Here is a 14619-nt window from a genome sequence, read left to right as displayed (position 1 = left end):
TTTACGATGTTAGAAATGTTATTATCTTTATCATTTTTAATGATTATATTAGCGTTAATACCATTCTTAATTCAAAGTATATATGCTCTGAAAGAAAATGCTTTTAATCATAGTGAATATGAATTAATAATGTTTAGAAAAGATATTATAGAAGAGAGCAAAGAGGCTGAAATCAAACTTAATCAGGTTCATAATAAAATAATTTTTACCCATAAACACTCGAGTTCTGAGTATACCTTATTAAATTCTAAAATTTATAAAAGTATAAATGGCAGAGGAAATATAACTTTATTAAATAAAGTTAAATCTTTTAAAATCAATAAAAACGATAATGGTAATATACAGATTGACTTAGAAATCATTAAGGGGAGAATCACAATTCGTGAAACGATATTTATTTAAAAATGATGGATTTATTTTACCATTTCTTCTTAGTATATTATTTGTCTATTCTGCTTTTTTATCATTTTATCTCGTTCAATATAGTTATAAAATAAAAATCTATAATCATCTAGAAGAATACTACAAAAACGAAATAAAAATTATTTTAAATAAATGATTTATAGTCTTTTTATTTTCTGAATAATGAGATAGAATATAGTTTAAGTTGGAATATAGCAACTAAGGAGTCGATATAATGTCAGTAGTATTAATAGGATTTATGGGCGTAGGTAAAACTTCAATCGGTAATTATTTAGGTGAACATTATGACAAACCTTTAGTTGATATCGATACTTATATCGTTGAAACAACTAAACTATCAATTCCAGAAATTTTTGCTAAGTATGGAGAATCACATTTTCGAGATTTGGAAAAAAAATCACTGGAAGAATGGATTGATAAAGACGTTATTATTTCAACTGGTGGTGGTATTATTGAGTCTGAGGCATCAAGAAATGTTATGAAAGGTAATCCTCATAACATTTGGTTAAAATGCGATGTTGATACAGTTTATGAGAGAATTAATCATGACCCAAACAGACCAAATGCTAATGGAAAATCACTAGAAGATTTAAAAAGCTTGTATTCAAAACGAGAATCAAGTTATAATGATATCGCATTCATACATATTGATGCAGATAGACCTAAAGAAGTAGTTGTTACAGAGATTATTAATTCTCTGGACAAAGATATATTTGCGAATGATCAAAGTTAGAGAGAATGAATGAATAATTCATCGCCGAAGGAGCAAGCCATGTTAGTGTGAATCTCTCAGGCAAAAGGATAACTTTGTGACGCATTCCTGAAGAGTACTTCAACAGGGTAGCTTAAGCTACCCTGTTTTTTTATTATACATAACAAGAAGGGAAGAAAAATAATGGCTAATGAATTAAAAAAGACACCGTTATATCAAACGTATCTTGATCAAGGTGCAAAAGTGATTGATTTTTCAGGTTGGGCTTTACCAGTCCAATTTACAAGTATTAAGGAAGAACATAATGCAGTAAGAAATGAAGTCGGTATTTTTGATGTTAGTCACATGGGAGAAATTTTAGTAACTGGGGAAGAAGCGTCTAATTTTGTACAATATGCACTTACAAATGACATTACAAAACTTAACGATTCTAAAGCTCAATATACAGCCCTTTGTACTGAAGAAGGCGGTATTATTGATGACTTAGTGATTTATAAACTGAAGGATTCTGTATATTTATTAGTTGTTAACGCTGGTAATACTGATAAAGATTATGAATGGTTGAAAGAAATAAAAGGATTTAACGCAAAAGTAGAAAATAAATCATCAGATTATGGTCAATTAGCGATTCAAGGACCTAAAGCTAGATCAATTGTTCAAAAACTAGTAGACGTTGATATTAGTGAAATGAAAATGTTTGAATTCAAACAAAATGTAACGATATTTGGTAAAGAAGTTATACTTTCTCAATCAGGCTATACAGGTGAAGATGGTTTTGAAGTATATTGTCATTCTGAAGATACGAAATTAATTTGGGATGGTTTTATAAAAGAAGGTGTAACACCATGTGGTCTTGGTGCACGTGACACTTTAAGATTAGAAGCGGGTCTACCATTACATGGACAAGATTTATCTGAAGATATTACACCATATGAAGCCGGGATAGGTTTTGCTGTAAAGCCATTGATTGAAGATGACTTTATCGGAAAAGAAGTTTTAAAAGAGCAAAAAGAAAATGGTGCTGACAGAAAATCAATTGGAATTGAAATGATTGATAAAGGTATACCAAGAACTGATTATGAAATTTTAGATACTGATGGTAATGAAATAGGTTATGTAACATCAGGTACTCAATCACCTTCTACAGGTAAATCAATTGCTATGGGCTTAATTAAAAAAGAAGAGTTTGAATTGGATAAAGAACTACTTATTCAAGTAAGAAAAAGACAAGTTAAAGCTAAAATTGTTAAAAAATCATCATTTAAATCATAGGAGTGAAAAAAATGGGTCATCGTTATATTCCTTTAACAGAGAAGGATAAATCAGAAATGTTAGATGTAATTGGTATTAAATCAGTAGATGAATTATTTACTGACATCCCTGAGTCAGTTAGGTTTAATCAACCTTTAAATATTAAAGAAAAGAAATCAGAAACAGCTTTATTAAGGGAACTGTCTCAACTAGCTAATAAAAATATTACGAGTGAAACTCATGCTTCATTTTTAGGAGCAGGCGTATACGATCATTATATTCCTACGGTTGTTGACCATGTAATTTCTAGATCGGAATTTTATACTGCATATACACCATACCAACCAGAAATTTCTCAAGGCGAGTTACAAGCGATTTTTGAGTTCCAAACATTAATCTGCGAACTTACAGGTATGGATGTTGCAAACTCATCAATGTATGATGGCGGGACAGCATTTGCAGAAGCAGCTGTATTAGCAGCTGGTCATACAAAAAAGAAAAAAGTTATTGTTTCTAAATCTGTACATTATCAATCTATCGAAGTACTTAAAACATATACGAAAGCTCAAGATATTGATGTTGTAGAAATAGATTTAGATGGCACTGTTACGGATTTAGAGAAATTAGAAGCTGCAATAGATGATGATACAGCAGCAGTTTGTGTTCAGTATCCAAACTTCTTTGGTTCTTTAGAAGATTTAGAAAAAATCCAAACATTAATTGAAGACAAAAAAGCTTTATTTATTGTTTCTAGTAACCCATTAGCTTTAGGTTTAATTACTCCTCCTGGAGATTTTGGTGCAGATATTGTAGTCGGTGATGCACAAGTATTTGGTATTCCAGCTCAATATGGAGGACCTCATTGTGGTTACTTTGCTTCAACTAAAAAATTAATGCGTAAATTACCAGGTAGATTAGTTGGACAAACTCAAGATGATGACGGGAACAGAGGTTTTGTATTAACATTACAAGCTCGCGAGCAACATATTAGAAGAGATAAAGCAACTTCTAATATATGTTCAAACCAAGCATTGAACGCATTAGCAGCTTCAGTATGTATGAGTGCATTAGGCAAAAATGGTGTCTATGAAATGGCTGAAATGAACATGGAAAACACGTATTATATGAAAAATAAATTAAAAGAAAATGGTTTTGAAGTTTTAGAAGGCATTTCATTTAATGAATTTGTTGTTAAATTTAGCCAGCCTATTGCAGAAATTAATGAAAAACTATTGCAAGATGGCTTTATTGGTGGTTTTGATTTAGGATTTGTAGATGACAATTTAAAAAATCATATGTTAATTGCTGTAACTGAACTAAGAACGAAAGATGAAATAGATACATTTATTGAAAAAGTAGGTGAATATAATGCGTAAACCATCAAGTGAATTAATTTTTGAAAGATCAAGAGAAGACAGATTTGCATATTCATTACCTGAAAAAGAAGTAGACAATCAAAACATAAAAGAAATTTTAGGGGATAAATTCACTAGAAAACAAAAAGCCGAGTTACCTGAAGTTAGTGAATTGGATTTAATGAGACATTATACTGAGCTATCTAATAAAAACCATGGGGTTGATACAGGTTTTTATCCACTTGGTTCATGTACGATGAAATATAATCCTAAAGTTAATGAAAAAGTAGCAAGAATGTCTGGGTTTGCAAATGCTCATCCACTTCAAGATGAAGCAACTGTTCAAGGTTCTTTAGAAATCATTTATGATTTACAAGAACACTTAAAAGAAATTACAGGTATGGATGAAGTAACATTACAACCAGCAGCAGGTGCACATGGTGAATGGACTGCATTATTAATGATTAAAGCTTATCATGAAGCAAACGGTGACTATAATAGAACGAAGGTTATCGTACCAGATACTGCTCATGGCACGAACCCAGCTTCTGCAAAAGTCGCAGGTTTTGATACTGTCACTGTAAAATCTAATGATAAAGGATTAGTCGATATAGAAGATTTGAAAAAGGTTGTAGGTGATGATACTGCAGCTATTATGTTAACGAACCCGAATACTTTAGGTTTATTCGAAGAAGATATACTTGAAATAAGAGAAATTGTTCATAAAGCAGGCGGTAAACTTTATTATGATGGCGCAAATTTAAACGCAATTATGAGTAAAGTACGTCCGGGAGATATGGGATTCGATGCTGTTCATTTAAACTTACACAAAACGTTTACTGGTCCTCATGGAGGTGGCGGTCCTGGTTCAGGTCCGGTTGGAGTCAAATCTGATTTAATTCCATATTTACCAAAACCAACTGTTATTAAAGAGAATGATGTATATAAATTTGAACATGATATGCCAAATTCTATTGGTCGAGTAAAACCATTCTTCGGCAACTTTGGTATATATTTACGTGCTTATACTTATATTAGAACTATGGGTCCTGATGGTCTAAAAGCAGTATCTGAAGCAGCAGTATTAAATGCTAATTACATGTTGAGAAGATTACAAGATCATTTTGATACACCATATACGCAACATTGTAAACACGAATTTGTAATTAGTGGTTCAAGACAGAAAAAGCTAGGTGTAAGAACTTTAGATATGGCAAAACGTTTGCTTGATTTCAATTTCCATCCACCTACAATTTACTTCCCGATAAATGTTGAGGAATGTATGATGATTGAACCAACAGAAACAGAATCAAAAGAAACACTAGATGCATTCTGTGATACATTAATTCAAATTTCAAAAGAAGTTGAAGAAGATCCAGAATTGGTATTAGATGCACCGCATACAACTGTTATTGGTAGACTAGACGAAACTCAAGCAGCTAGAAAACCAGTATTAAAATTCGAACTTTTAAAAGAAGAAAAGGTATAATAATAAAATAAAAATAGCAGTGATGAATTCCAAAAAAACGGAATTTTTCACTGCTATTTTTTAAATATTAAAGCTTTTAATCTGGACGTTTTTAATCTATTTAGATTTAACTTTTCCTGTCCATTTTTTATATCCGCCTTTTAACATGTAAAGATCTGTGTAACCTTTTTTCTTCATCATTTTTGCGGCTCTATAACTTGCTACGCCATTGGCATCACAAAAGTATATAGGTTGATCTTTACGTAACCCTTGATATCTTGTGCGGAAAACACTCATTGGTATGTTTCTAGCACCAACGATATGACCATAGTCAAAATCGGCTTTTTCCCTTAAGTCTATGACTTGCGCCTTTCTTAATCCTTTGTGAAACTCATTTTGATCTAATTCTGTGACTGCGCGCTTATTTAAAGTGTAGTTTATTGCCATATAAATGATAATCAAAACTAGGACGATGAGCGCGATGTACCAATAATTCATGGTCTAATTCCTCCCAATTTAACTCTATAACTACTATTATAAGATTTATTGTGAGATTTATCAAAATATATTTGCTAAAATAATAAAGTATATAGAATTTATCGAATAGGAGTTTTTATTGTGAAAGAAACTTGGCATTTTGTAAATACAAAATCTAGCAATCCGTTTTATAATATGGCTGTTGATGAAGCGCTTATGAATTTTGTAAGCAGGGAGGAAATTGATCCTGTAATAAGGTTTTATACTTGGAATCCAGCAACTTTATCAATCGGTTATTTTCAAAAACTCACTAAAGAAATAGATATTGAAAAGGTTAAAGAAAAAGAATTTGGTTTAGTAAGACGCGCAACAGGAGGCAGAGGTGTCTTACATGACAAAGAATTAACTTATAGTGTTATCGTACCAGAGTCGCATCCAAACATGCCTCAGACTGTAACTGAAGCATATAGAGTTATATCTGAAGGGTTGCTCGAAGGTTTTAAAGCATTAGGTTTTAAAGCTTACTTTTCGGTTCCGAAATCTAAAGAAGCAAGAGAAAAGTTAAAAAGTCCAAGAAGCTCAGTTTGTTTTGATGCACCGAGTTGGTATGAACTTGTAGTTGAAGGTAGAAAGATAGCTGGTAGCGCCCAAACTAGACAAAAAGGTGTTATCTTACAACACGGTTCAATTCTTCAAGATATTAATGTAGATGAATTGTTCGATATGTTTACATATAGAAATGATAGATTAAAAGAAAAAATGAAAGCTGCATTTATGGATAAAGCAATCGCTATAAATGATATTTCAGATCGTCACATTACATTAGAAGAAATGGAAACAGCATTCTATGAAGGTTTTAAAAAAGGACTAAATATTGAATTTAAACCATTAGAATTCACAGAATCTCAAAAAGAAGAAATAAAACACTTAGAAGATAAATATCGATCAGAAGAATGGACTTATAGAAAATAAAAAAATCCCAATCCGAAGTAAAAAAATCAACGGATTGGGATTTTAATATTGAGAAGGGAATTTAACTCCCGATTTCATATTTATCTATTTTTTCTTTTGTTTTTACGAACTGCTTTTTTGTATTTTCTTTGATCGGGTGTTAAGAAGAAGAAATAATAAATTAAATAAATGATAATACCAAATATGATTAATGAAATAACCATTCTAATGAATCCCATAATAAAGAAATCAAGATTCATAATTAATCCAAACAATGCAATTATTATAATTAAATAAAACAAAAACTTTTTCATAAAATCTCACCTTAGTTTATTAGTCTATTTAATATATCATATTTTAGATAATACCTCACTTAATTTGACCTATTTCATCCTTCAAACCATTTAATTTATTAATAGATTCTTCTATTTTCTTTTTATCTTTTTTCTCATAAGCGTCTTTTAAATCTTTGAAAACATTTTCTATATTTTTAGATAGACTTTCCAAATTTTCATGTAAATTTTTAAAATCTTTTGGAATGGTTTTGCCTTTCATTTCATTTTTATACTCATTTGAAATTGTCTTTTGATTTGTATATATATTTTCTATTTTATTTTTAATATTTTCGTCTCCAAGTTTTTTCTTAATATCATCATTTATTTTATTATATTCAGATATGTTCGATCTTGTTTCATTTATAAATTGAGTAGAAGAACGTAAATATGTAATAGAAAATTGTGATGTTACTTGGCTTTCTTTGTTTTTAATAGAATTTTCTAATGTTTTTTCCTTTTGTTTATATGTTTGATTTTTATCTTCTAGATTCGTAATTTCTTGTTTAGCTTTTCTATTTTCTTTTTTTAATTTTGATTTCTTTTGTTCTAATTGATCTATTTTATCATTGCCACATGCTGATAATATGATTGTACTCGTCATTAATATTGTTATTATTTTTTTCATATTTTTTAACTCCCAATGTTTTACTCTGAAAAATTTAAACTATGTATGATATTATTTTAATGTATATAGATTTATTGTACAAATAGAAAGGGGATAAATATGAAATTTACAAACTTAAGAAAAGTAATGGAACAAAAAGGGTTAGATGCTATTGTTGTTCTTTCGCCATACAATAGAAGATACCTTTCTGGATTTACTGGTACAAGCGGGAGTTTATTAATCACCCAGGATACGAAACAATTAATTACTGATTTCAGATATATACAACAAGCGAATTCGCAAGCTGAAGATTTTGAAATTATTAATCAAAATGGTCCTATGATTAATAAAATTAATGAATTAATTCAACACGGTGATTATAAAAATCTAGGTGTTGAAGCAGATTTAATTACGTATAATGAATATCAAGCTTTAAATACAGACGAAGTACAATTATCTTCTATTGAAGGTGTAATTGAAACAATTCGTATGATTAAAGATGATTTTGAAATTAAACAAATCCAAAAAGCAGCTGATATCGTTGATGAAACATATGAACATATTCTTAAGTGGGTTAAACCAGGTATGACTGAGAACGAAGTAAATAATGAAATGGAAATGTTCATGCGTAGTAAAGGTGCAACATGCTCTTCATTCGATACAATAGTAGCATCTGGACATCGTGGCGCTTTACCTCATGGTGTTGCAAGTAATAAAGTAATTGAAGAAGGAGACATGATTACTTTAGATTTTGGTGCGTTATATGAAGGTTACGTTAGTGATATTACGAGAACATTTGCTATTGGTGAACCTAAAGAAGAAATGAAAAAAATATATAATATTGTATTAGAATCACAATTAGCAGCTTTAGAGCAAATTAAACCAGGTATGACTGGTAAAGAAGCAGACTCTATCGCACGCGACATTATCTCTAGTTATGGTTACGGCGAGCAATTTGGACATTCTCTTGGACACGGTATAGGATTAGAAGTACATGAAGGTCCTGCATTATCACAAAAATCTGATATAGTTCTTGAAGAAAATATGTGCGTTACGTTAGAACCAGGTATATATGTAGAAGGACTTGGTGGTGTAAGAATAGAAGATGACGTATTAGTAACAAAAAATGGCTTACAGCGCTTTACTAAATCCACAAAAGACCTTATTATTTTATAAGAAGGATAATTAGGAGGAAAATGAATGATTTCAGTAAACGATTTTAAAACAGGCTTAACAGTTAAAGTAGATAATGGTATTTGGAAAGTTATGGACTTCCAACACGTTAAACCTGGTAAAGGTGCAGCATTTGTTCGTTCTAAGTTAAGAAACTTAAGAACTGGTGCCATTCAAGAAAAGACATTTAGAGCTGGTGAAAAAGTAGAAAGAGCACAAATCGATAACCACCGTATGCAATATTTATATGCTAATGGTGACAGCCATGTATTTATGGATAATGAAACATATGATCAATTAGAATTACCTGGCGACACTTTAGAAAATGAACTTAAATTTATTAAAGAAAATATGGAAGTTCATATTCAAACGTACGAAGGTGAAACAATCGGTATCGAAATGCCTAACACAGTTACTTTAACAGTCACTGAAACTGAACCAGGTATTAAAGGTGATACAGCAACTGGTGCTACTAAACAAGCTACTGTAGAAACAGGATATACTTTAAATGTTCCTTTATTCGTTAACGAAGGTGACCAACTTGTTATTAATACAAGTGATGGAAGTTACGTATCAAGAGGATAATATTTAAACAATTTAGGCTGAGACATAAATAAGTGTCTCAGCCTAAATTATTATATGGATAGTGTGCGACTGTTTTGTAAATGTATTTATATAAGGCTTTTTAAAATTCAAAATTTGTATTACACTCCCAAATTTTAATTAAATATTAAAATCGCTTGAATTGGTATGACCACTAAAGTAAAATGTATGAAGTATCATGAATTTGAATTTAAAAGGAGTTTTTTTACATGAACTTGAAACAAATTAAAGAACTTGTTGACGTACTAGACAATTCTTCTTTAACTGAAATTGACATTAATGATAAAGAATTTAAACTGACTTTAAAAAAAGAAATTAAACAAGAAGTTATCTATAATCAAGAACCTACACGTGTAGCAGAGCCTGCACCAGTTACAAATCAAGCTGACACACAACCTGCTCCTGAAACTGAAGTAGATAATAGCATCACTATTAATGCACCAATGGTAGGTACTTTCTACAAATCTCCATCACCAGATGAAGGCCCATATGTACAAGTTGGATCTAGAGTTGAGTCTGATACTACTGTATGTATATTGGAAGCTATGAAACTATTTAATGAAATACAAGCCGAAGTATCAGGTGAAATAACTGAAATATTAGTTGAAGACGGACAAATGGTAGAGTATGGCCAACCGTTGTTCAAGGTGAAATAATATGAAAAAAGTATTAATAGCAAATAGAGGGGAAATAGCCGTAAGAATTATTAGAGCTTGTAGAGAACTTGATATACAAACAGTAGCCATTTATTCTGAAGCAGATAAAGAAGCATTACATACTCAAATTGCTGATGAAGCATATTGTGTTGGTCCAACACAATCTAAAGATTCATATCTACACATACCTAACATTCTATCAATTGCTAAATCTACAGGTTGTGATGGCATACATCCTGGATACGGATTTTTAGCTGAAAATGGCGACTTTGCAGAAATGTGTGAAGCTTGCCAAATTAAATTTATCGGCCCTAGTTACAAATCCATTCAAAAAATGGGGATTAAAGATGTTGCTAAAGAGGAAATGATAAAAGCTAATGTACCTGTTGTACCAGGTAGTGACGGGTTAGTAGATACGGTTAAAATCGCAAAAAAATGCGCGAAAAAAATTGGTTATCCAGTAATTATTAAAGCAACAGCTGGCGGCGGCGGTAAGGGTATTAGAATAGCACGCGATGAAGAAGAGCTTGTTACTGGATTTAGAATGACTCAACAAGAAGCTGAAACAGCGTTTGGTAACAAAGGCGTTTATTTAGAAAAATTCATAGAAAACTTTAGACATATTGAAATTCAAGTATTAGGCGATTCATTTGGAAACGTGATTCATTTAGGAGAACGTGATTGTACGATTCAACGTCGTATGCAAAAATTAGTAGAAGAATCACCTTCACCTGTATTATCAGAGGAAATGAGAAAAGAAATGGGAGAGGCAGCTGTCAGAGCTGCTAAAGCCGTTGAATATGAAAATGCAGGTACGATTGAATTCATTTATGATTTAGATGAAGATACATTTTATTTCATGGAAATGAATACACGTATCCAAGTAGAACATCCTGTTACTGAAATGGTAACGGGTATGGATTTAGTTAAATTACAATTAAAAGTTGCAAGTGGTGAAGCATTACCATTGACGCAAGAAGATGTAGATTTATCAGGTCACGCTATTGAGTTTAGAATCAATGCAGAAAGTCCATTTAAAAACTTTATGCCTTCACCTGGTAAAATCAATCAATACTTAACACCTGGTGGATTTGGTGTACGTATAGATTCAGCTTGTTATGCAGGTTACACTATACCGCCTTATTATGATTCCATGGTTGCTAAGCTAATTGTATATGGTTCAGACCGTACTGAAGCAATACAAATTGGTAAAAGAGCTTTAACAGAATTTTTAGTAACTGGTATAGATACAACTATCCCTTTCCATCTAAGATTATTAGAAAATCATGTTTTCAAATCAGGTGATTTTAATACCAATTTCCTCGAGATTCATGATATTATAAATAATGAAGATAATTAAGGAGGGATTCAAGTGGCTAAAACAATTGAAAATGAAAAGCCTTCTTTAGGTAAAATAGAGATCGCGCCAGAAGTAATTGAGGTAATAGCAAGTATAGCAACTACAGATATCAAAGGTGTCTCTCACATGCAATCCGTTTTTAATAAGAATTCCTTAGAAAAATTCGGGAAAAAGAATTTTGGTAAAGGTATTAAAGTCGATATAAAAGAAGATGGTATTTATATTAATGTTTACTGTACATTTGACTACGGAACAAAAATTTCTGAAACAGCGAGAAAAGTCCAATCAGAAATTAAACAAGCATTAAATACAATGACTGCATTAACACCTAAAGAAGTTAATGTTCATATCGTCAATATACACTTTCAATAATAAACAATGATTAATTAAGAGGATGCGTGCATCCTCTTATTCTTTGAAGGAGAAGAATATGAAAAGACAAGAATTAAGAGAAATTGTGTTCAAAACTTTGTATCAATTAGAAAACAACAAAACTGAATTAACTGTAGAAGAAGCTATTTCTTATTTAGTTGAAGATTTTAAAGGTGAACAATATTTATATGTAAAAAACTATGTCAATCAAGTTATTGAAAAATCTAACGAATTAGATGATATTTTCAAACCACATTTGAAAAATTGGACGCTTGAACGATTACTGAAAACAGATAGAATTATTTTAAGAATGGCCACATATGAATTAGAATATACAGATACACCTGAAAAGGTCGTATTTAACGAAGCGGTAGAAATATCAAAAACTTATAGTGATGATGATCATTATAAATTTATTAATGGTGTACTAAGCAGCCTATCAAAATAATAAAGAGTGATAATTAAATGGATAAGTATTTAACAGTTACAGCTATAACAAAATATATAAAATATAAATTTGACCAAGACCCTCATCTCCAAAATGTATTTATTAAAGGAGAAATATCAAATTTCAAAAGACATTCAAGCGGGCACCTTTATTTTGCTTTAAAAGACGATAAAGGTGTATTAAGCGCAATGATGTTTAAATCCAATGCTAACCAATTATCATTTGAGCCAAAAGAAGGCGATCAAGTTTTAATTGAGGGACGTATAGGCGTTTATGAGTCAAGAGGTTCATATCAAATTTATGTCCAAACTATGCAATTAGACGGTATTGGTTTGCTATATGAGAAATTTGAAGCACTTAAAAAAGAGCTTGCTGAGAAAGGTTATTTTAATGCCGATCATAAATTAAGTATTCCAAAATATCCTAAAAAGATAGCAGTTTTAACTGCTTCAACAGGTGCAGCAATAAGAGATATTTGTTCTACCCTAGACAAGCGTTACCCGCTTGCTGAACAAGTACTCATAAGTACTTTAGTTCAAGGTAAAGGAGCTAAGGATAATATTATTAACAATATTAAAGAGGCGGACTCTATGGGTGTTGATGTTATTATCGTTGGCCGTGGTGGTGGATCAATTGAAGATTTATGGAGTTTTAACGAGAAAGAAGTAGTTGAAGCTATATATAATTGTTCTACTCCTATTATTTCTGCAGTAGGACATGAAACTGATACGACATTAAGTGATTTTGTAAGTGATGTTAGAGCTGCTACACCTACACAAGCCGCTGTTATTGCAACGCCAGATATAAATGCGTTGTATCAACTTATTCAGAATGCACGTCAATATTTGACGAAACATATCACACAAGATATTCAAAGAGAAAAACAAAGGCTGAATCAGTTATCATCTTACTATAAATTGAAAACACCATCATTATTATATGATCAGGAAACTCAATTACTAGATGATTATCAAAAGCAATTAAATAGAAATCTCGAGCAAACAATACTCCGATATAAACATCGAATGGATATATTACAGAATAAATTAAGAATTGGACCAATTTCCAATAGAATTTTTCAATACAGACAAGATTTTGATCGTTTGAAATATGAACAGAATCAGCTGATTAATCGTATTTTGACTGATAAAAAGCAACTATTAGCTAATAAGCTTGTACAATTAGATACTTTAAGTCCTACACAAACAATGTTACGAGGTTATTCTATTATTGAGAAAGATGATAAAATAATCACAAGTAAAGATGATTTAAGTGTAGAAGATGAAATTACGGTTAACTTAAAAGATGGTAAAATAAAAGCTAATGTTAAAGAAATTAGGTGATGATTGTGACTAAAGAACAGACATTTGAAGAAATGATGACAGAACTTGAAAAAGTTGTAGGTAAATTAGATGAAGAGAATATTTCATTAGAAGAATCTATAGAACTTTATCAACGTGGCATTGAATTGAGCAGTAAATGTGAAACAAAACTTAAAGAAGCTGAAGATAAAGTTAACAAGCTAGTAAAAAAAGAAGGTGATTCTAATGAATCAGATAATGAATAATTATGTTGAACAATTTAATGAATCACTCAATAACACCAAACTTATCCCTATAGTTGAGACTCAATTAGAAGAAAGTATGCGCTATTCTCTTTCTGCTGGTGGTAAACGAATTAGACCTGTTTTATTATTAATGACGTTAACTATGTTGAAGACTGACATAAATAAAGGTATGGAAACTGCCAAAGCTCTAGAAATGATACATACGTATTCATTAATCCATGATGATCTACCTGCAATGGATGACGACGATTATAGACGTGGTAAAAAGACAAACCATAAATTATTTGGCGAGGCAACAGCTATCTTAGCAGGAGACGCTTTATTAACGAAGGCATTCGAACTTATTTCTAAAGATAAAGAGTTAGCCTCTGAAGAAAAAGTTAAATTAATAAGATTATTATCTGAAGCAGCTGGGCATCAAGGTATGGTAGGTGGCCAAATTCTCGATATGGATAGTGAAAATAAAGATATTTCATTAGATACTCTACGTAAAATTCACAGATATAAAACTGGAGCGCTTATACGTTTTTCTGTTGTTGCAGCTTGTACAATTGCTAAAGTAAATAGTAAAACATTTTTATTATTAGATTCATTTAGCCAAGAATTAGGTTTAATTTTCCAAATAAAAGATGATTTATTAGATATCGAAGGTGACTTTGATAAAATTGGAAAAGCTGTTGGAAGCGATGAAACAAATAATAAGAGTACATATATAAGTATACTTGGGACAACTAATACAAAAATTGCTCTAGAGCAACATGTTAACCAAGCGTTATATTTACTTGAGCAATTAGGTAAAGATTATAATACTGAAGAACTTAAATCGTTAACTAAATTATTTGCAAATAGGGAAAAGTAATAATC

Annotated in this window: 18 protein-coding genes and 1 riboswitch; of the genes, 15 read left to right on the top strand and 3 right to left on the bottom strand. The window is 31.0% G+C overall.

Annotated features, from left to right (window positions below):
• Window positions 1-6 precede the first annotated feature (6 nt).
• The 5 genes from comGF to gcvPB all read left to right on the top strand — a co-directional run bounded on the left by comGF (window position 7) and on the right by gcvPB (window position 5230).
• A complete protein-coding gene (comGF, locus tag LQ615_RS12325; RefSeq protein ID WP_237687866.1) occupies window positions 7-402 on the top strand; it encodes a competence type IV pilus minor pilin ComGF in 396 nt (131 codons plus the stop codon).
• A 235-nt stretch (window positions 403-637) separates the two neighbouring features.
• Window positions 638-1156, top strand: coding sequence for a shikimate kinase (locus LQ615_RS12320; RefSeq protein WP_064205405.1), 519 nt, complete (start codon window positions 638-640; stop codon window positions 1154-1156).
• A riboswitch (glycine riboswitch) is annotated at window positions 1143-1238 on the top strand. (Overlaps the previous gene by 14 nt.)
• An 80-nt stretch (window positions 1239-1318) precedes the next feature.
• Window positions 1319-2407 (top strand): glycine cleavage system aminomethyltransferase GcvT, encoded by a 1089-nt coding sequence (gcvT, locus tag LQ615_RS12315; RefSeq protein WP_070045389.1) that lies wholly within the window; start codon window positions 1319-1321, stop codon window positions 2405-2407.
• A gap of 11 nt (window positions 2408-2418) precedes the next feature.
• On the top strand, window positions 2419-3762 hold the full coding sequence (gcvPA, locus tag LQ615_RS12310; protein WP_064205406.1) for an aminomethyl-transferring glycine dehydrogenase subunit GcvPA: 1344 nt from the start codon (window positions 2419-2421) through the stop codon (window positions 3760-3762).
• Window positions 3755-5230, top strand: a complete 1476-nt coding sequence (gene gcvPB, locus LQ615_RS12305) for an aminomethyl-transferring glycine dehydrogenase subunit GcvPB (protein ID WP_239704131.1) — start codon at window positions 3755-3757, stop codon at window positions 5228-5230. Before gcvPA ends, gcvPB begins: the two co-directional genes overlap by 8 nt.
• 96 nt (window positions 5231-5326) lie before the next feature.
• Here gcvPB and LQ615_RS12300 read toward each other — a convergent pair whose 3' ends face one another.
• Window positions 5327-5707, bottom strand: a complete 381-nt coding sequence (locus LQ615_RS12300; protein ID WP_064205408.1) for a rhodanese-like domain-containing protein — start codon at window positions 5705-5707, stop codon at window positions 5327-5329.
• Window positions 5708-5827: 120 nt separating this feature from the next.
• Here LQ615_RS12300 and LQ615_RS12295 point away from each other — a divergent pair, with 120 nt between their 5' ends.
• Window positions 5828-6658 (top strand): lipoate--protein ligase family protein, encoded by an 831-nt coding sequence (locus tag LQ615_RS12295; protein WP_239704130.1) that lies wholly within the window; start codon window positions 5828-5830, stop codon window positions 6656-6658.
• An 80-nt stretch (window positions 6659-6738) separates the two neighbouring features.
• Here the strand turns inward: LQ615_RS12295 and LQ615_RS12290 are convergent, their stop codons facing one another.
• Together LQ615_RS12290 and LQ615_RS12285 are read right to left on the bottom strand one after the other, a co-directional pair.
• Entirely contained in the window at window positions 6739-6951 is a 213-nt protein-coding gene (locus LQ615_RS12290; RefSeq protein ID WP_017000249.1) for an SA1362 family protein, read from the bottom strand.
• Between the two features lie 55 nt (window positions 6952-7006).
• Entirely contained in the window at window positions 7007-7597 is a 591-nt protein-coding gene (locus LQ615_RS12285; RefSeq protein WP_017000250.1) for a hypothetical protein, read from the bottom strand.
• A gap of 99 nt (window positions 7598-7696) precedes the next feature.
• Here LQ615_RS12285 and LQ615_RS12280 point away from each other — a divergent pair, with 99 nt between their 5' ends.
• The 9 genes from LQ615_RS12280 to LQ615_RS12240 all read left to right on the top strand — a co-directional run bounded on the left by LQ615_RS12280 (window position 7697) and on the right by LQ615_RS12240 (window position 14614).
• Window positions 7697-8752, top strand: a complete 1056-nt coding sequence (locus LQ615_RS12280) for a M24 family metallopeptidase (protein ID WP_239704129.1) — start codon at window positions 7697-7699, stop codon at window positions 8750-8752.
• A 24-nt stretch (window positions 8753-8776) separates the two neighbouring features.
• Window positions 8777-9334 carry an elongation factor P gene (efp, locus tag LQ615_RS12275; protein ID WP_017000252.1) on the top strand — a complete coding sequence of 186 codons (558 nt, stop codon included), beginning with the start codon at window positions 8777-8779 and terminating at the stop codon, window positions 9332-9334.
• A gap of 227 nt (window positions 9335-9561) precedes the next feature.
• Window positions 9562-10008 carry an acetyl-CoA carboxylase biotin carboxyl carrier protein gene (gene accB, locus LQ615_RS12270; protein ID WP_017000253.1) on the top strand — a complete coding sequence of 149 codons (447 nt, stop codon included), beginning with the start codon at window positions 9562-9564 and terminating at the stop codon, window positions 10006-10008.
• 1 nt (window position 10009) lies between these two features.
• Window positions 10010-11368 carry an acetyl-CoA carboxylase biotin carboxylase subunit gene (gene accC / locus LQ615_RS12265; protein WP_017000254.1) on the top strand — a complete coding sequence of 453 codons (1359 nt, stop codon included), beginning with the start codon at window positions 10010-10012 and terminating at the stop codon, window positions 11366-11368.
• Between the two features lie 12 nt (window positions 11369-11380).
• The gene (locus tag LQ615_RS12260; RefSeq protein WP_017000255.1) at window positions 11381-11740 is read left to right on the top strand and encodes an Asp23/Gls24 family envelope stress response protein; all 360 of its coding nucleotides are present in this window, start codon (window positions 11381-11383) and stop codon (window positions 11738-11740) included.
• Between the two features lie 58 nt (window positions 11741-11798).
• Window positions 11799-12188 (top strand): transcription antitermination factor NusB, encoded by a 390-nt coding sequence (gene nusB / locus LQ615_RS12255; protein WP_017000256.1) that lies wholly within the window; start codon window positions 11799-11801, stop codon window positions 12186-12188.
• Window positions 12189-12205: 17 nt separating this feature from the next.
• On the top strand, window positions 12206-13531 hold the full coding sequence (xseA, locus tag LQ615_RS12250; protein ID WP_064211058.1) for an exodeoxyribonuclease VII large subunit: 1326 nt from the start codon (window positions 12206-12208) through the stop codon (window positions 13529-13531).
• Between the two features lie 5 nt (window positions 13532-13536).
• Window positions 13537-13755, top strand: coding sequence for an exodeoxyribonuclease VII small subunit (locus tag LQ615_RS12245; RefSeq protein WP_017000258.1), 219 nt, complete (start codon window positions 13537-13539; stop codon window positions 13753-13755).
• Window positions 13736-14614, top strand: a complete 879-nt coding sequence (locus LQ615_RS12240; protein ID WP_239705535.1) for a polyprenyl synthetase family protein — start codon at window positions 13736-13738, stop codon at window positions 14612-14614. Before LQ615_RS12245 ends, LQ615_RS12240 begins: the two co-directional genes overlap by 20 nt.
• Window positions 14615-14619: the final 5 nt, after the last annotated feature.

It is taken from the genome of Mammaliicoccus sp. C-M13 (assembly GCF_022386845.1).
Taxonomy (GTDB): Bacteria; Bacillota; Bacilli; order Staphylococcales; family Staphylococcaceae; genus Mammaliicoccus; species Mammaliicoccus lentus.
The sequence above is the reverse complement of the archived record's forward strand: the minus strand, read 5'-3'. Positions and strand labels throughout refer to the sequence as shown.

Coding starts and splice junctions, on each gene's coding strand:
- gcvT (WP_070045389.1), top strand. CDS start 1,319: ATGGCTAATGAATTAAAAAAGACACCGTTATATCAAACGTATCTTGAT.
- LQ615_RS12300 (WP_064205408.1), bottom strand. CDS start 5,707: ATGAATTATTGGTACATCGCGCTCATCGTCCTAGTTTTGATTATCATT.
- LQ615_RS12290 (WP_017000249.1), bottom strand. CDS start 6,951: ATGAAAAAGTTTTTGTTTTATTTAATTATAATAATTGCATTGTTTGGA.
- gcvPB (WP_239704131.1), top strand. CDS start 3,755: ATGCGTAAACCATCAAGTGAATTAATTTTTGAAAGATCAAGAGAAGAC.
- efp (WP_017000252.1), top strand. CDS start 8,777: ATGATTTCAGTAAACGATTTTAAAACAGGCTTAACAGTTAAAGTAGAT.
- comGF (WP_237687866.1), top strand. CDS start 7: ATGTTAGAAATGTTATTATCTTTATCATTTTTAATGATTATATTAGCG.
- gcvPA (WP_064205406.1), top strand. CDS start 2,419: ATGGGTCATCGTTATATTCCTTTAACAGAGAAGGATAAATCAGAAATG.
- accC (WP_017000254.1), top strand. CDS start 10,010: ATGAAAAAAGTATTAATAGCAAATAGAGGGGAAATAGCCGTAAGAATT.
- accB (WP_017000253.1), top strand. CDS start 9,562: ATGAACTTGAAACAAATTAAAGAACTTGTTGACGTACTAGACAATTCT.
- nusB (WP_017000256.1), top strand. CDS start 11,799: ATGAAAAGACAAGAATTAAGAGAAATTGTGTTCAAAACTTTGTATCAA.
- LQ615_RS12320 (WP_064205405.1), top strand. CDS start 638: ATGTCAGTAGTATTAATAGGATTTATGGGCGTAGGTAAAACTTCAATC.
- LQ615_RS12285 (WP_017000250.1), bottom strand. CDS start 7,597: ATGAAAAAAATAATAACAATATTAATGACGAGTACAATCATATTATCA.
- xseA (WP_064211058.1), top strand. CDS start 12,206: ATGGATAAGTATTTAACAGTTACAGCTATAACAAAATATATAAAATAT.
- LQ615_RS12240 (WP_239705535.1), top strand. CDS start 13,736: ATGAATCAGATAATGAATAATTATGTTGAACAATTTAATGAATCACTC.
- LQ615_RS12280 (WP_239704129.1), top strand. CDS start 7,697: ATGAAATTTACAAACTTAAGAAAAGTAATGGAACAAAAAGGGTTAGAT.